This window comes from Acinetobacter sp. GG23, from assembly GCF_057766365.1.
Genome location: NZ_JBYMDJ010000009.1, coordinates 107,687 through 123,515 on the forward strand (window position 1 = coordinate 107,687; position 15,829 = coordinate 123,515).

At 39.5% G+C, this 15,829-nt stretch carries 16 protein-coding genes; 3 read left to right on the forward strand and 13 right to left on the reverse strand.

The window, feature by feature from the left end; translation table 11 throughout:
* Positions 1–5: 5 nt before the first annotated feature.
* Together AC3CAU_RS14150 and def are read right to left on the reverse strand one after the other, a co-directional pair.
* Complete coding sequence (locus AC3CAU_RS14150) at positions 6–857, reverse strand: GGDEF domain-containing protein (protein WP_447053456.1); 852 nt, start codon at positions 855–857, stop codon at positions 6–8.
* Positions 858–1,291: 434 nt separating this feature from the next.
* Positions 1,292–1,771 (reverse strand): peptide deformylase, encoded by a 480-nt coding sequence (gene def / locus AC3CAU_RS14155; RefSeq protein WP_424621103.1) that lies wholly within the window; start codon positions 1,769–1,771, stop codon positions 1,292–1,294.
* 224 nt (positions 1,772–1,995) lie between these two features.
* On the opposite strand from def, the gene AC3CAU_RS14160 reads away from it, so the two are divergent.
* A complete protein-coding gene (locus tag AC3CAU_RS14160) occupies positions 1,996–2,199 on the forward strand; it encodes an amino acid transport protein (protein WP_424621105.1) in 204 nt (67 codons plus the stop codon).
* Between the two features lie 122 nt (positions 2,200–2,321).
* Positions 2,322–3,662, forward strand: coding sequence for an MFS transporter (locus AC3CAU_RS14165; protein ID WP_424621107.1), 1,341 nt, complete (start codon positions 2,322–2,324; stop codon positions 3,660–3,662).
* 441 nt (positions 3,663–4,103) lie between these two features.
* On the opposite strand, the gene AC3CAU_RS14170 is transcribed toward AC3CAU_RS14165, so the two are convergent.
* From AC3CAU_RS14170 to pnuC, 3 genes are all read right to left on the reverse strand, one after another.
* Positions 4,104–4,601: a DUF2505 family protein gene (locus AC3CAU_RS14170; protein WP_424621109.1), complete on the reverse strand. Its 498-nt coding sequence runs from the start codon at positions 4,599–4,601 to the stop codon at positions 4,104–4,106.
* Between the two features lie 134 nt (positions 4,602–4,735).
* Positions 4,736–5,008 (reverse strand): hypothetical protein, encoded by a 273-nt coding sequence (locus tag AC3CAU_RS14175; RefSeq protein WP_424621111.1) that lies wholly within the window; start codon positions 5,006–5,008, stop codon positions 4,736–4,738.
* 30 nt (positions 5,009–5,038) lie between these two features.
* Positions 5,039–5,623 (reverse strand): nicotinamide riboside transporter PnuC, encoded by a 585-nt coding sequence (gene pnuC, locus AC3CAU_RS14180; RefSeq protein WP_131215553.1) that lies wholly within the window; start codon positions 5,621–5,623, stop codon positions 5,039–5,041.
* A gap of 219 nt (positions 5,624–5,842) precedes the next feature.
* On the opposite strand from pnuC, the gene AC3CAU_RS14185 reads away from it, so the two are divergent.
* Complete coding sequence (locus AC3CAU_RS14185) at positions 5,843–6,628, forward strand: crotonase/enoyl-CoA hydratase family protein (RefSeq protein ID WP_447053457.1); 786 nt, start codon at positions 5,843–5,845, stop codon at positions 6,626–6,628.
* Between the two features lie 310 nt (positions 6,629–6,938).
* On the opposite strand, the gene AC3CAU_RS14190 is transcribed toward AC3CAU_RS14185, so the two are convergent.
* The 8 genes from AC3CAU_RS14190 to AC3CAU_RS14225 form a co-directional block, all read right to left on the reverse strand.
* Entirely contained in the window at positions 6,939–7,421 is a 483-nt protein-coding gene (locus tag AC3CAU_RS14190; protein WP_447053458.1) for a hypothetical protein, read from the reverse strand.
* Positions 7,422–8,111: 690 nt separating this feature from the next.
* A complete protein-coding gene (pgaD, locus tag AC3CAU_RS14195; RefSeq protein ID WP_447053459.1) occupies positions 8,112–8,525 on the reverse strand; it encodes a poly-beta-1,6-N-acetyl-D-glucosamine biosynthesis protein PgaD in 414 nt (137 codons plus the stop codon).
* Positions 8,515–9,807 (reverse strand): poly-beta-1,6-N-acetyl-D-glucosamine synthase, encoded by a 1,293-nt coding sequence (gene pgaC / locus AC3CAU_RS14200; protein WP_447053460.1) that lies wholly within the window; start codon positions 9,805–9,807, stop codon positions 8,515–8,517. The genes pgaD and pgaC overlap by 11 nt, the downstream gene beginning before the upstream one ends.
* Before the next feature lie 11 nt (positions 9,808–9,818).
* Entirely contained in the window at positions 9,819–11,810 is a 1,992-nt protein-coding gene (pgaB, locus tag AC3CAU_RS14205) for a poly-beta-1,6-N-acetyl-D-glucosamine N-deacetylase PgaB (RefSeq protein ID WP_447053461.1), read from the reverse strand.
* Positions 11,811–12,104: 294 nt separating this feature from the next.
* Entirely contained in the window at positions 12,105–13,982 is a 1,878-nt protein-coding gene (locus AC3CAU_RS14210) for a GGDEF domain-containing protein (RefSeq protein ID WP_447053462.1), read from the reverse strand.
* A gap of 140 nt (positions 13,983–14,122) precedes the next feature.
* A complete protein-coding gene (locus AC3CAU_RS14215; RefSeq protein ID WP_424620572.1) occupies positions 14,123–14,461 on the reverse strand; it encodes an FKBP-type peptidyl-prolyl cis-trans isomerase in 339 nt (112 codons plus the stop codon).
* An 88-nt stretch (positions 14,462–14,549) separates the two neighbouring features.
* Positions 14,550–15,173 carry an MgtC/SapB family protein gene (locus AC3CAU_RS14220; RefSeq protein ID WP_424620574.1) on the reverse strand — a complete coding sequence of 208 codons (624 nt, stop codon included), beginning with the start codon at positions 15,171–15,173 and terminating at the stop codon, positions 14,550–14,552.
* Between the two features lie 88 nt (positions 15,174–15,261).
* The gene (locus tag AC3CAU_RS14225; protein ID WP_424620576.1) at positions 15,262–15,792 is read right to left on the reverse strand and encodes a YaeQ family protein; all 531 of its coding nucleotides are present in this window, start codon (positions 15,790–15,792) and stop codon (positions 15,262–15,264) included.
* Positions 15,793–15,829: the final 37 nt, after the last annotated feature.

Genomic DNA, 15,829 nt, shown 5'->3' on the forward strand with positions numbered 1-15,829 from the left:
CATCTTTAAATAGTAGGCTCTAAGTTTAACTCCAGATAGTTTCTTACCTGATTCCTGCCCTGCCGTTTAGCGAAATATAATGCCCGATCGGCCAAACGAATGGTCTGTTCTTTATTTAAATGGCTTTGAGAGAGTGCTACACCAAAACTTGCACTCATTTTTAAAATCTCTTCTGTTTCTAGCTGAATTTCTTCCTGTTCAATTATTTTACGACAACGTTCTGCAATCTCTATGGCTTGCTGTAAATTTTGCTCTTTTAAAATCAAAATAAATTCTTCACCACCAAAACGCCCCACGATATCCTGCTCCCGTGTAGTAGCACATAAAATTGCAGCAACGCGTTGCAAAACCATATCTCCAACTTCATGGCCATATTGGTCATTAATTTTTTTAAAATGATCCAAATCCAGTAAAATTACCGCATACGCTGTTTTTTTCTTACGTTCTAAAGCGGTGAGCTGTTCACCAACATGACGACGATTAAATACATTGGTCAAGACATCGGTCTGGCTCATTCTTTTAATATTTCTTTCACGTCGACGCCATTGCGAAAGCAAAATTTCAAAAAACAAAATCGAAACCAGCAAGATCGGCAGATAGACTTCCGCCATACTTCCGATCCAGAATTCATTATGATAGAACTCCCCATGAGTAAGTGCATCACTAAACACAGGCGCGTAACGAATTATCCCATTAAAAGTTAAATAACAAACAATAATGGTAAATATAAGAGCAGGAATCGCAATACTATAAATGATGAGTCGTGAATAAAAGACCAAGCCAATCAGAACGATATTAACAAATCCGGCAATGGTAGCAGGGCTGTAAATACCCACGGTATAGCCTGCATAAATCATAGTGCCACCAAAAAATATCGGTGAAAAATGAGAAATAAATTTACGGAATCTTTTATTCCGCTTATATCTGAAACTCAGTACTACCAACAACATGAAAAACAATAAAGTAATAAACACGGTAAGCATACGGATGAAAAAAAAGTCCGTATTAATCCAGACAGCATTTTCTGCTGAGAAATAGCTCACCAGATACCATTTAATTGCACTGACTTGGCAAAATGCACCGAAAACCAGAAGCAATACCCCTTTATCAAAATCAGGCCAGTTAATAATTAAATTATCTGATTCGAGTAAGTGAAATCTAAATCTGCCCCAATAATGAAAAATCAATGTATATATTTTTCTAAACAAGTTCATAGACTTAATTACTATATTTATAATTTATAAATTTTTATTACTTTATCTTTATAGCACAAAAATTAAACAATGGAGAATTATATCCGCTGAGTAAACAACACCCCATCTAAATGATCCACTTCATGCTGCACAATTCTTGCAGGGAAACCGGTATAGATCATTTCTATTTTTTGACCTTGCAATGTTAGATAACGCACTTTAATCGTTTCTGCCCGTGCCACTTGCCCACGCTCATCTGGAACACTTAAACAGCCCTCTTCACCTAGAACCAGTAACTCAGATTTTTCTAAAATTTCAGGGTTTACCATCACCACCGCATCCATTTCAGGCGCATCGGGATAACGTAGGTTAGGGCGTGAAGCGACAATAATTACCCGTTTCGAGACATAAACTTGGGGGGCTGCAATACCCACACCATTACGCTGCATCATGGTGGTATGCATGGCTTCAGCAAGTTGATTTAACCAGTCACTATTCAGCTCCGACTTTGCAACTGTAGCCGCTGTTAAGGTCAAAATGATTTCACCACGCTGTGCAACAGGTAAAATGGTGCTCATAAATTTAATCCTGACTTTGCTATAAAGCTCAACTCTATATTATTTTAAACCACAAATTTTGTATAAATCTTAGCGTCAAAAAGCAGACTTTCATATTCTATTTTTGGATACTTTTATTTCACCTTTTCTGCACAACAGGGCGAGCTGTATATAAGCAAAAAAATTAAGCCCATTTTAATTTTAGCTGGTTATAATCAGGCTAAATCTTTTATAAATATAAAATAATGACCACAACCCAACTTCTTCTCGGCGTCCTGTTTAGCTCTCTTGGCTTAGGCTATTTTCTGTATGGAAAAAAGCAAAAAGTCACTGTGCCCTTGGTATGTGGCTTAGTCCTGATGATCTTCCCCTATTTTGTGGAAAATACCACGATGCTCACCCTGATCGGCATCATCCTCTCAATTTTACCTTACTTCGTAAAACTATAATATCTAGACAAATCATGAAGGACTATTCATAAATTTAAGTTGTCATACCTAAAAGAAAGATTGATTTTTTATATCAATAGCAATTGATTAAAATCAAAACTTTATCATCATTTGTAGCGCCAATGACCCATATAACCAGCACGGAAGCAGCTGCACGTCTAAGCAGTGAAGATAAACGCACCCTTGGACTTTCCTCACTCGGTGGCGCACTTGAATTCTACGACTTCGTCATTTATGTCTTTTACGCCAAAATTATCTCAGAGCTGTTTTTCCCGAGTGGCTTAAGTCCTTTTTGGGCGATGCTGAATACTTACGGTATTTTTGCCGCAGGTTACTTCTTCCGCCCTCTTGGTGGCGTCGTCATGGCTCATTTTGGTGATCTGATTGGGCGTAAACGCTTATTCAGCCTGTCCATTTTACTGATGGCACTCCCGACCTTAATGATTGGTGTAATGCCGACCTTTGAAAGTATCGGATATGCCGCGCCCTTATTATTATTGCTGATGCGCGTAGTACAAGGCATTGCCATTGGTGGAGAAATTCCTGCGGCCTGGACTTTCGTATCCGAGCATGTCCCCGCAAGAAAAATTGGTTTTGCTAACGGCCTACTCACCGCAGGCCTATCTTTAGGGATTTTACTCGGCGCCTTGATGTCCTTGTTTATTTCTATCAAGTTTTCAGAAACACAAATTCATGACTGGGCATGGCGTGTTCCTTTTATTGCGGGTGGTATTTTTGGTTTAGTCGCACTTTATTTGCGTAGCTATTTAAAAGAAACGCCCGTATTTAAAGCCATGCAGGCGCGTAAAGAACTTTCCAAAGAAATGCCGGTAAAACAGGTTTTGGCAGAACATAAAACCGCGGTGGTGGTTGGAATGTTGTTTACCTGGTTCCTGACTGCTTGCGTAGTGGTACTGATTTTAGCTATGCCTAACTTATTGGTCGGTGCTTTTGGTTTTGAACGCGCCGATGCCTTTAAAATGCAAAGTGCCGCAATTGTCATGCAAATGTTGGGTTGTATTGTGGCAGGATTGTTGGCTGACCGTTTTGGCGCAGGCAAAGTGATTTTATTCGGCTCACTTGCTGTCGCGATCATTGCGGGTGTTTTCTATAACAGCCTCGGACATGTCGCTCCATCCACCGTGTTTATGCTTTACATGTTGCTTGGATTATTTTCAGGAACTGTGGGCATGGTGTCTTACAGTATGGTGAAAATGTTCCCGGCTCAAATCCGCTTCTCGGGTATTTCATTTTCCTATAATGTTGCCTATGCCATAGCCGGCGGTATTACTTTGCCATTGGTGCAATGGTTAAGCCTGTATAGCAACATTGGCGCAATGTATTACATTTGGGTGGTATGTGTGGTCTCGTTCTTTACCGCGATGCTGTATAGAGCTAAATTTGAAAAAATGGACGTCGTAGCCTCTGCAGTTTCTACACCGCACAATCCAGTACAAGATTAATCACTAATAAAAGACCAATAAAAGAAAAGCCCTTCATTAAAATAGTGCTGATCAGTTAGGGAGTTTTTAAAATAAACTCCTTAACTTTTGGGTTATTCACTGCAGATTATTATTTTAAGTCAAAAATTTGAAGGTTTTTGCTTATTTGCGGAACAGTGTTTTTCCTTAACAATAATGATTAGCCCAAATATATATTTTGCGTGCGCAAGAACCGTATTTTTTCATCGCAAAACCCGTCTACTGCGTAAATTAAGAAAAATTGCGAAAACTGTATTTTTTAAATTTAGTTTTGCCTGGCGCTGTAAACAACGCATGATTTTGTTCTTGCTCAAGTTACGAATAACGTTTTCACGCATCAAATAACATGATGGATACAAAATAAAAAATGCCAGTCAATTTCTTAAAAGACTGGCATTAATTTATTAAAAGGCTTTTTTATCATTAAGCAGAGAGGTTTTTCTTTAATTCATCTTCAACAATCTGAATCTCCAAATCACTGAACTTACGAATTTCACCTTCCGCATGTTTTTCTAGCATACCGGCAATCAAAGGAACTTTGACTTTTACCTGCCAGTTTAATGTGAGGTGAATTTGCTGGTCGTCCCCAGTTACTGAACGTTCACAATTTGCTTCTAAAGGTAGATTTGCACCCAATTCTATGGTCGATGTTAAAGCTTCCAAATTAGTGATATCGGTACGCTTCAAACGGAAAGCATCTTTGAGCAGTTTTTTTGCGATATCCGGAATATTCACATCTAAATTATATGCACGGCGTAAAGTATAGGTACCGCCCTGAATCCTAGATTCAATAATTTCTAATTTTTCACCTGGAATACGTCTGCACACGGCTTCGTGCAAAGCTGTATCTGCTGCAAGTCTTTTAAAGTCGTCAATTGAAACGCCCTGAATTGTAGAGTTCACAGTAAAACGATGTGCCATCTTTCTATCCTTGTTTTTTATTGGTTATTTTGAATACTTATAAACCATTCAATCATCACTAAGCTAGTGCCTTTGGTCGCTGTTTATTTAATTGAATTTTAGTGACGCTGTCATTGACCGCCCATAACAAACTATTAATCATATATGCCACAGCGTATTTCAATTTGCTCAGAACAGGAAATACTGAGGAAATGGTTTCTATATTCAATGATTGCATAGAATTGCTCAGCACCATCATCCAGGCCTGTTGCTGCCCAGGTGCTGCCTTTGGGAAAATCATTCAACCATTCAGCCTTATAAAAATCAGAGACTGAATCGAAATTAATATAGTCAGCAGGCGCAGCTAGAATCCGAGATGCCGTTTCATCAAATTGCGTCAATTGATGTTGCATAAAATCAATCAGCATAGCTGTCAATCCAAGTGCGCCATAAAAGATTTATACACCCTTAAAATGAGTGATTGCCTGTTTCTTTTTCACTTGTTCCCACTGCCACCAGCCAAAAGCCGCCAAGCCGACAAAGGCGGCATATAATCCCGCAGTCAGGAATAAATCTTTATAAATAAACATACCCACATAAATGATATCGACAAAAACCCACAAAACCCAAGTGGCGATATGTTTACGACTGGTCCAATAGGTGGCCAGTAAACTAAACGCTGCCAATTGTGAGTCTAGCATCGGTACAGCTGCGTCGGTAAAGTGTTTTAAAGTTAAACCAAAAATCAAGCCACCCAATGCTGCAAGTGACATTTGTAGAATCACTATTCTACGCGCAATCGGTTCTATCCGAATTTCATGATCTTGCTGTTTGCCTTTCAACCAGTGATAAAAACCATAGAAGTTTACCACCATAAAAAAGAACTGCAGGATGGTTTCACCATACAGCTTAAATTCATAAAACAGGTAGGCATATAAAACAAAGGCTGCGAAGTTGAACCACCAACACCACATATTGCGTTTAATGGTCAATGTCACACCAATAAGACTAATAATGACAGCAACAATTTCTAAAGGTGACATAGCAATAAACAGACAGGCAAAGTGTGCTGCTATTATGAAAAAAATAACGCTGAACGCAAGATAAATTATATCAATTCAGTCCTTCAATCTGACAGATGCCACAGCCGTTTCGAACTCTAGGCGATCACTTCAATAGAGACTGAAATTAAATACCCAGATTTGACAGTTTTCTAAAGACCCTTTAAAAATATAAACAACGATCGAAGTAGAAGAATAAAAATGTCACAACAACATGGAAAAGTCAGCCGGGAAATTCGCGGGTCGCTGTTCTTGATTGGACTCGACCGAATCACCAAAAGAAATGCCTTTGATAGCCATCTGATTCATGATTTATCCTTGGCCTTAACCGAATATGAAGATCATGCCGAATTACGCTGCGTTGTGATCTTTGCTCATGGCGATCACTTTACTGCGGGTCTGGATTTGGTTGAATTACAACCCAGGCTGAGTAGCGGCATATTTAACTACAATGAGCATCAGATCAACCCATGGGGAACCAGCGGCCGTCAGCGAAAAAAGCCGATCATTGTTGCAGTACAGGGCTTTTGTTACACCGCAGGGATCGAGCTGATGCTAAATGCCGATCTTGTGATTGCTCAGGACAATAGCCAGTTTGCACAAATGGAAGTGCAACGTGGCATTTTACCTTTCGGCGGTGCAACGGTGCGTTTTGTACAGGCAGCGGGCTGGTCTAAAGCCATGCGCTACTTGCTTACTGGAGATACGTTTGATGCCCAAACGGCACTGAACTTAAACCTGATCAATGAAATCACCACTGAAATGCCTCTTAACCGAGCGATTGAACTGGCGGAACGTATTGCCCAAGCTGCACCACTGGCAGTACAAGCCACGCTTGCTTCTGCTAAAGAGGCTGCCGAACATGGTGCAGAAACTGCATTTTCTCATTTACAACAGCACCTTACCCCCCTATTAAATACCCAGGATGTACAGGAAGGTGTTATGGCGATGCTACAACGACGTACACCCGAATTTAAAGGTCAATGATTTATAAAAATGAACCATCCAAACTCCATAAAAAAGATTTTGCTATGCTACATCTGAACCCTACGCCCGAACCCCGACATTTTGAACAGTTTTATGAACATGCCGCGCAGTTTTTTAGTATGGGAGTCAAAGGTTGTTTAGTCATGAGGCTTTTTAATAAAGTCAAAATTTTAATCAACACAGTCTGGCCGATTATAAGGAGGCGATTTTAAGGTATCGCCTCAATGATGACCTGTTCTATCTCCGCCCGTAAAGCATATAGCCCTTTCTCATTGATCTAAAATATTTGACATTTGAATCCATCCTTTAATCAAACGTGGCTAAGTGCATCTTTCATTTCAAATTTATGCTCATCCCCAAAACGGTCGACATAGGTATAAAACACCCCATAACGTCCAACATAATATTCCAAAGACTGATCATAAAAAGTCCAGTAAATAGACCATTCATCTAAATCAAGTTTGCGAATTTGGCTGTGCGTTTTGGCTGGCATTTTTCTTAATACCTCTTCTTGAACTACGATTGCCTGACTCAAATTTCGTTCAGCCAATTCGCGTTCAAAAAATATTTGGCAGACATCATCAAATAACTGTTGTTCGTATTCCTCCACTTCCTCAATACGTACTTCGTGGGCAGATAATGGCTTGGTTGATGTCACTGCTTGTTTATCTAAATCCGCTAAATGCTTGATTTTGAATTGTTGAAAATGTTGATTAATCTGAAATTTAAGAACGACTTTCCAAAGCCCCATAAGCACAATGAAAAGACACAACCCCACGAGTATTTTTATCATAGCGACACTCTCACGAGTAAATAATTGTTATCTTTATGTTTATAAAACAAATTGAGTAAAAATCATACAATTTTTAAAATATTATGCAATAAAAAAATTTATGTAGAGAGTTTCTCTTCATGCTAGCCGTTCCATATTCTGCATATCTGCTTGTGCTCTGGTTTACTTTGGACATTCAAGTCATCAAGGCTACTTCATGACGTCTATTTTTTGCATGGGATGACTTTTTTTCTTGCCTGAAATAAGGAAAATCCAATCAATCCTGCCTCCAGTAAAAATTATTTTTCCTCATCACTATCCGAACAGATTATAGCCTCTGTTGTTTATTGCCTTTTTTCTGGCCACATCTACCATCATAGCTACTCTCATTACACACCCATATTACGCTGATCTATAGCGCTTTATTTTTCTCAGTAGTGGTGAGTTTTTTATCATCAACTGCTGAGCAAAGTCAATTCGACCCCCCTCATGCTGATTACAATCAATAATGTCTCTACTGGCTACGCTACGGGCAACATGGTTCAATCAGGAAGCTCTAGATTCACATTTAATTCTTGGACTGTTTTTACTATGTGCGGGATTGTCGTTATCTTTTTATTTCATCCGTAAAACAATATTAATTAAATGAAAAAATCCCGGGTATGATTTTTACTCGGGATTTTAAAAACACTTAACTGAAAACCCTGTTCATTATTCGATTCGAATGATTTTACCGTGATCATCATGATGAACCACACTGACTTTTTGTAGACGCCCCTGCTTAATGTCCTGAACAGGTAAATCAAAATGATCCACATAATCTGACATTTTTTTGGCTGGAGTTTTCTTGACAACTTTGGAAGGAATAAAATTTGACCACAATAATAATCCGACCACACATGCCAATAATGCACTAACCCCATGTTCAACCCCTAAACCAAAAGCTGAAAAAAGTTTATGAATCACATGCTGTTTTTGCAGACTCACCACACCCATCACAATTAATAATGGACGCCACAACAATAGCCATACTGCCCACATCATTGCTGTAGAGGTATTGGAGGCATAGCGTTTATGCCAGGGCAACAAACGGCGCACATCAATAATTAAAGAATTATTTTTCATTGAGGATACTCTTATTATTGACTGTTGAATTACGCATACCGCGGTCTGGACTGACCCAGCGTGCACGCTTACCATCACTACGGAATAAAACTTTTGGAAATGCCACAATACTGGCAGACAGCGTAATCAACCAGAAGACAAATGGATACCAGATCATCCAGAAGTAATTTTTGCCGAGTCCGGGTTCATAACGACTGTCCATCCATTTACTTAAAGCAAACTGAAGCAAACAGGTCGCACCTAATAACATACCGGTTCCGTAAGGCAGAAATGGAGAACTCAGCCCATTAATTCCAAGCGGAACAACAAAATGTATTAACCAGAGAATCGCCATAAACAGCATTAAATAAGACCAGACCAGTGTCAGGATGAGCTCAAACAGCAAGGGCCATAAAAAATTCAGCTGTGGTTTAAACAGTACATCCATGTTTTTTATCAGCACTTGTGCCCCGCCCATAGCCCAACGCAGGCGCTGTTTCCACAAACCATTAAAGGTTTCAGGCATTAAAATCCATACCAGGGCATTCGGTTCAAAGTGGATATTCCAGCCTGCCCGTTGCAGCTTCCAGGTAATATCAATATCTTCGGTCAGCATGTCAGGTGACCAATAACCGACTTCATGCACTGCACTTTTACGAAATGCAGTAATTACACCAGAAACCGTAAACAGTCGTCCAAAACTACGTTGTGCACGTTTGATCATCCCTACGATAGAAGAAAACTCTCCGACCTGAATACGACCAATTAAAGTGGAACGGGTACGAATCCGCGGATTACCCGTAACAGCAGCGACCGTTTCATCTTTCAGAAAATGACGAAGCATCCAGGTTGCTGCATGCGGATCAAGTAAGGCATCCCCATCGATGCCAATCAAATATTCAGCCTCGGTCAACAGGCTTCCCGCCTGTAAAGCCATGGCTTTGCCTTGATTGTGTGCCAAATGCACCACACGCAGCTTTTCATACTGTCCAGCCAAACGGTTTAAGACGTCTGCGGTGTTATCCGTGCTCCCATCATTAATCGCAATGACTTCAAAGTTTGGATAATCCAGTGACAAGGCATGACTTAAAGTTTCTTCAGCGTTATCACCTTCATTAAAGCAAGGCACGAGCACTGCCACTTTGGGATAAGCAGCCAGTGGCTTCGGTTGTTGATACGGTGGATCTTGTCGTTCTTTCCAATAGAAAAGCAGTGCACCAATCATCCATAAATACGACATGAACAAGGGATAATAAAAGACAAAGTGCAAAGCAGAATGCCAAAAGTGCTGGAGCGTTGACATATAAAATTCCTTTAAGGAACAAGTTTGCTTGATTTCAAATCAAAGGCTTTGCGTAACACTTGTGTATCGGGATGATCTTGAATCGGATCATCTGGATAGTAAGCCACGTGCATTGCACCTTGTTCATATAAAGATTGAATAGTCTGCGCCATCTCATCTGATGGAACTTTTTGATTGGTTCGCCAGTTCACTGCCTGCAATTCAAAGACGGTTTTTTTGATTCCCTTTGGAAATTGCTTCACGCGATGGACAATATCTTGATAAAAAGCATCGCTATTGGGTGCTTGCTCCATATACGGCATCGCCATAATGGCTGTGAAATCGTAACGGTTGATGGATTGTTCTAAAGACTGTGAGTACCAGTTTTCCGCATAAGGTTTAAGTGCAACTTGCGCATATAAATTACGTGCGGTGAGTAAAAAGGGTTGATACTGACGTACTTGTTGTGCCAGTTGCATGGCAAAGTCATCAATATATTTGGTTTTATAAGCGGTCCATTTTTGCAGATCTGCATCATTGCTACGAATTTTGGCTAAATCGGTCGGCAAACCAATAGCTGCATAAGCTTTCAAGGCTTCAGGACTGGCATCTTCATAGTCCGATAAAGTGGTATCGTCATGGAATAAAATACCGTTAAAAGGCACAGACTTGGCTAAGTCCTGATAAATCCCGCTAATGGTTTTGCGCGCCTCCGGTGAAAAGGGGCTTAATCGACGATAGCCCATATTCAGATGTTCTGTATCAATGGCTTGCTGGGTTTCAACCAGATCTTGGGACACAGGATTATTTTTAGGTAGTTCCCAGGCCAATAATGGCATCCAGGCATATACTCGCCCCACTTGAGTACGGGTCTGAATTTGCCAGGCGACCCGGTTAAACAGGTCTGCGCGCATTGGCAAATAATGATTGGGGAAATACACCATATCCGCTGAGCCATTGGCATCAGGATCGGAAAAGGCCTGTAAATACACGGTATTCACTTTCATCGCCATAATCCGGTCAAGCAAGTGGTCGAGATTACGTTCTTGCTGAATCGGATCTTTGTCGTAAATGTAATCTAAATCGATATGCATAATTTTTTGCGGACGATTATTATCGCCCAAATGCTGCTGTCGACTTTGAATTTCTCGTGCTAAATCCGCTGTGGTCATATTGCCTTCAATCAAAATACGATTGAGCTGACCCAGTGAACTTTTAGCCGAATCTGCACCATCATCCAGACTAATCGCAATAGGCATACCCAACTGTTTGGCAATCTTTACGAGCTGCATATTGTAGTGACCATAAGGCCAGACCATGACCCGTGGTGATTTCAAACCATGGGCTATCAGCAATTGGTTATTCTGTTTTAAATCATTGGATATACGCTGCTGATAATGGCTATCATCTTCATAGCTTGCAGACTTTGGATCATATAGGCGTGTGACAGCCGCAGGTTCCAGATTACCTTGTGGATTACCTAAAATACCGCGATGTAAATTATAACTGTGACTGGCAATTTCCACTAAACCACTGTCTTGCATCTCTCTCAATTCTGCCCAGGACAGCATTTCTTTACGTTGAATCTGCTCACCTGAAAAATCTATATTTTTCTCTTTCTTCGGCTCTAACCACGAACCGACCACTGCCAAAACCACAGGAATTTTATTGGCTTTAAGAATTGGATAGGCATTTTGATAAAAAGATGCATAACCATCATCTACCGTTAATAAAACCGGTTTTGTAGGCAAGCTATATTTCCCTTGATGAGCCTGGATAAGCTGATCAACATTAATAAAGTGAAAACCGTTTTTTTTCAGCCAATCAATATGTTGCTGAAATTGGGTCGTACTTACTGCATATTCAGGAATAAGTGCACTTTTAGTGTTGATAATTTCATGATAACCAATCACCGTTAGGGTTGGATTATGCACTGGCGTTTGACTCCAGGCTAAATGGGGAATCTGCAATAGAACTGCAGAAAGAGAGGTGGAAAGCAAAGTTGCAAGCAAGCGAGGTTTCATTAAAGGGTGCTCAAAAAATCATTTTATTCTCTGAACACCATCCATCGCCTATCCCTAGGGTGCTTTCCTTTTTATGATGTGTGACATTCAGTAGTTCAGCATGCTTTTTATCCCACTAAACTGAAATGAATCTTAAAAAATAATAGCGTAATAAAAAAATAAACCTTTAAAAAACACAATAGCATGCCTGTTTTTTAGTCATGCGATTAAATTTAAATAAACCACTTAGATTGATAAGAACATGACTTTAAAATATGAATGCAGTCCGATTAAACAATATACCTGTTGCTCTCATTAACGCTTCTGACGCCAGGAACGAAATGCTTGGTACTGATCTCGACCTGCGTTCTTTGCAGCATAGAGCTGAACATCCGCTGCTTTCATCAGTTCGTGAATATCGGCATACGGATGATTTTGGTCCATCCAGGATACTCCCATACTTAAGGTCACATATGGCTTTTGGTCAGGCCTATTTAAATGTTCTAAACCTGCTTGTCTTACTGCATTTAAAACCTGTTGCAATACATTTAACACCACCTCACTGGGAACATTATACAGAATAATTGCAAACTCTTCTCCACCATAACGTGCCACATAAGCTGAAGCTGGCAAGGCACGCTGTATAATCTTAACCAAATCCTGCAAGACCACGTCGCCCTTCAAATGCCCATAGAAATCATTATAATTTTTAAAAAAATCTACATCTAACATGGCAAATGCCAAAGTATGATTGGTGTGATTTTTTGTCAGGGTAAATAAACGCTGAATTTCAGCATTTAAAGCACGGCGGTTAAATGCGCCTGTTAATGCATCAATTTGAATTTGTAACTCTAGCTGTTGATTGAGCTGATTTAATTGCAAAGTGCGCTCTTGCACTTTCTGATCTAGAGAACTATTCAGCTCGAGTAAATTATTGTTGAGTTGCTCAATATACTGAGTATGTTTTGCATAATTTTTGGATTGCTGAAACATAATCAGCAAGGCATAAAAACTGGTTGAAATAAAAGACAGGTTAAATGAATCAATTAAATTAAGGGTCAGTAAAAAGTCATGCAAAAAAGTGGTACATAATAAAATTACGGCCCAGAAGTTAATCGTCGAATATTTTTCTTTTAATTTCACCGTTCGATAAAAACCGTAAGCAAAATTTAATAGCACCACCGGACTAAATAAAAAACTATAAAATATTAAATACTCAAAAATTTCCGGTTCAGTAAATAGGGTGATAATAATATCAACGACAAATATCGACATTGCGACAAAATAAACAATTGGATGTATATAACGCCAATTGAGCAAATACATATAAGTAAGAAAAAGTGCGATTGTAAAATAGGTAAACAGATACTCTAATCGTACTCCCCAAATCCAGCTAAGACTTGTAAATGTAGTATAGGCATAAGGTGCTGAAAATAAATTATGTAAGGCAAGGAACAAAATAAAAATACCAAACACAAATACTCTAATGCTGCTACGCGTGATTTTTCCCTGAAAAATTGAAAACATCAGGGTAAAGATACCGATCCCTAATACTGCACCGCATACCAGGCCAATACTCATCATCAGTTGCTGGAACTGACGAGAAATTGTTGTACCTAGCCCAATTCGCATCGGATTTTCTAAACCACCATGCAGAGTATTGAAATTGGATGCTTGAATGGTCAGGGTGAAATATTCTTTTTGTAAGACAAAAAAGGCTATTTTAGGTACATTTTCTGTCCGGTGACTGATTTTATCTTTTCCCACCTCCCCTAAACGTAGTATGAAATCACCATTTAAATACATCCGGTAAGCACCATATTGGTTGGGAATATAAATGGCAATACGACGTCCAATATATTGTTTCGGTATTTTAAAATGTCCAATAAAGGTACCGTAGTTTTTATTGGTACCCGTCAGCTGTTTAAAAGAAATCGGTAAACTTACCGTTTCAGATTTTAATACTGCATTGGGTTTAACGATTAGCTGTTGAGGATAATACTCCCATGATCCTTTTAAGGGGACGGTACTGGTTTCAGTAAACTCAAACGGAGTGAGTGATTTTTGTTGTAAATAATAAGAATCAGGCGCGGCATTATATTGTGCCCATGCATATTTTTGACACGCGAATATGCAGACCCATGCAATAATAAAAAACTTCAAAACATATATTAAATTATAGTTCTTATCCAAAAAGCGAATCATCCTTAAATTACGCTTAACCATTACCTAATGTAGCTATAAAAAATGAAAACTCAAACAATTATTCACCTATTCTGCAAGATTCATCCTTGTATCTTGCAAGATATTTATTAATTGGAAATTAATAAATTTTAATCACGGGTTTTCACGTCAAACAATTCAATTTCAAAAATTAGGTTTGAGTTTGCAGGAATGATTTTGCCCATTTTCCGTTCACCATAAGCCAAGTGCGCAGGAACAAGTAATTTACGCTTGCCACCTACTTTCATGCCCATAATGCCTTGATCCCAGCCTTTAATCACACGACCAGTACCAATCACGGTTTCAAAGTAACTGCCACGGTCAATAGAAGAATCAAACTTGGTACCATCTTCCAGCCAGCCTGTGTAGTGGGTAGTAATCAGTGCCCCTTTAACCGCTTCCTTACCTTCACCTACTTTTAAATCAATAATTTGTAATTCATTTGTCATTGTCATTTACCTGATCGGATTACTCAATTTTCAATGGCTATTATAAACCGGATTACATTGATTTCTTGATGATTTAAGGTTTCAATATTTAAAAACTCAGCTCTTGGATATTCGAATCGTTGAGTAAATAAGCGGTCAGTTTTTTATGATTTTCAGCGGAGCCGATTAAAATCCAGCGGCCACTCATTCGATGTTCAGTTTTATGTTGCACACTGCGAACCACCTTCATCTCGTAAGTCCTAAATAAATCTTCATACTGATCTAAAGTCTTGTGTTGATAAGGACAAATAATTCGATAGGTGCGGGCATGACTCAGGGCTTCTATTCGCTCCTGAACATAGATTAGAAAAATTAAAACGATCAGCACAATCAAGGTTGCAAACAGGCTTAGCAGTTCATAGCCGGCCCCAGCTGCCATTCCCAGCGCAGCAGTCATCCAGATTGTGGTCGCAGTGGTAATCCCGGAAATACGGTTCTCATCTTTAAAAATCACCCCTGCCCCGACAAAACCTAAACCCGTCAGGATATTGGCTGCAATTCGATCAGGACTATCAATACCAATTTTTAAAGACAGCATGGTAAACAAACAGGAACTGAGACTGACCATGATCATGGTTCGAAGGCCGGCAGATTTACTACGATACTCACGTTCAGCACCGATAATGGCACCAATACCTAGGGCTATAAGCAAACGATATAAATCAGGAGGCATATATTTTCCCCTTCTTCATTTTTATTATTTTAAGGTATACGCAATTTTTTAGTCAGGATGCAAGCCTAAACCCGCATCCTGCTTATATTTACTGTAACTGTTCCCATTCAACCAAGACTTGTGCATGCTCGCCAATCAGCGTCCATTCACCATCCATAACGTTGAGTTGTAATTGCATGGTACGTGCGCATAATTGTGCTAGTGCATCTGTTGTTGCTGTAGACAATTTCCACACTTCAACATTTCTTAAAGTTTTTAATTTGCTATTGCGTTTATACCATTCTTCGACTGAAGACCCATAAGTCACCACTGCGACTTGCTTGCAACGTGCGCTGGCTTTTTTAACTTTATCTTCATCGGGACTACCGACTTCAATCCATTTGACCAATTGACCGGTTAAGTCTTTTTGCCACAATGCTGGTTCATCGGTTTCAAATAGATCTTTGGTAAATTCTAGGGCTTCATCAGCAAAACGCGCATAGGCCAAAATACGCACCATCAATCGCTCAATGGTTTCCGATGGATGTTGAGCCATAGTCAGTTGATAATCAGCATATTGATGATCATCCATATTGGCAATATTCAAATCAGCCTTATAAATTGTTGCTTTAAGCGCCATAAAAGAGTCCTCAAATTTGGCGCTTAGCATATAAGAT

What these genes read in the sequence shown, in the direction of transcription:
- AC3CAU_RS14150 (WP_447053456.1), bottom strand. Translation starts at nt 857, where the DNA reads ATGATTTATGCAGGCTATACCGTGGGTATTTACAGCCCTGCTACCATT.
- def (WP_424621103.1), bottom strand. Translation starts at nt 1,771, where the DNA reads ATGAGCACCATTTTACCTGTTGCACAGCGTGGTGAAATCATTTTGACC.
- AC3CAU_RS14160 (WP_424621105.1), top strand. Translation starts at nt 1,996, where the DNA reads ATGACCACAACCCAACTTCTTCTCGGCGTCCTGTTTAGCTCTCTTGGC.
- AC3CAU_RS14165 (WP_424621107.1), top strand. Translation starts at nt 2,322, where the DNA reads ATGACCCATATAACCAGCACGGAAGCAGCTGCACGTCTAAGCAGTGAA.
- AC3CAU_RS14170 (WP_424621109.1), bottom strand. Translation starts at nt 4,601, where the DNA reads ATGGCACATCGTTTTACTGTGAACTCTACAATTCAGGGCGTTTCAATT.
- AC3CAU_RS14175 (WP_424621111.1), bottom strand. Translation starts at nt 5,008, where the DNA reads ATGCTGATTGATTTTATGCAACATCAATTGACGCAATTTGATGAAACG.
- pnuC (WP_131215553.1), bottom strand. Translation starts at nt 5,623, where the DNA reads ATGTCACCTTTAGAAATTGTTGCTGTCATTATTAGTCTTATTGGTGTG.
- AC3CAU_RS14185 (WP_447053457.1), top strand. Translation starts at nt 5,843, where the DNA reads ATGTCACAACAACATGGAAAAGTCAGCCGGGAAATTCGCGGGTCGCTG.
- AC3CAU_RS14190 (WP_447053458.1), bottom strand. Translation starts at nt 7,421, where the DNA reads ATGATAAAAATACTCGTGGGGTTGTGTCTTTTCATTGTGCTTATGGGG.
- pgaD (WP_447053459.1), bottom strand. Translation starts at nt 8,525, where the DNA reads ATGAAAAATAATTCTTTAATTATTGATGTGCGCCGTTTGTTGCCCTGG.
- pgaC (WP_447053460.1), bottom strand. Translation starts at nt 9,807, where the DNA reads ATGTCAACGCTCCAGCACTTTTGGCATTCTGCTTTGCACTTTGTCTTT.
- pgaB (WP_447053461.1), bottom strand. Translation starts at nt 11,810, where the DNA reads ATGAAACCTCGCTTGCTTGCAACTTTGCTTTCCACCTCTCTTTCTGCA.
- AC3CAU_RS14215 (WP_424620572.1), bottom strand. Translation starts at nt 14,461, where the DNA reads ATGACAAATGAATTACAAATTATTGATTTAAAAGTAGGTGAAGGTAAG.
- AC3CAU_RS14220 (WP_424620574.1), bottom strand. Translation starts at nt 15,173, where the DNA reads ATGCCTCCTGATTTATATCGTTTGCTTATAGCCCTAGGTATTGGTGCC.
- AC3CAU_RS14225 (WP_424620576.1), bottom strand. Translation starts at nt 15,792, where the DNA reads ATGGCGCTTAAAGCAACAATTTATAAGGCTGATTTGAATATTGCCAAT.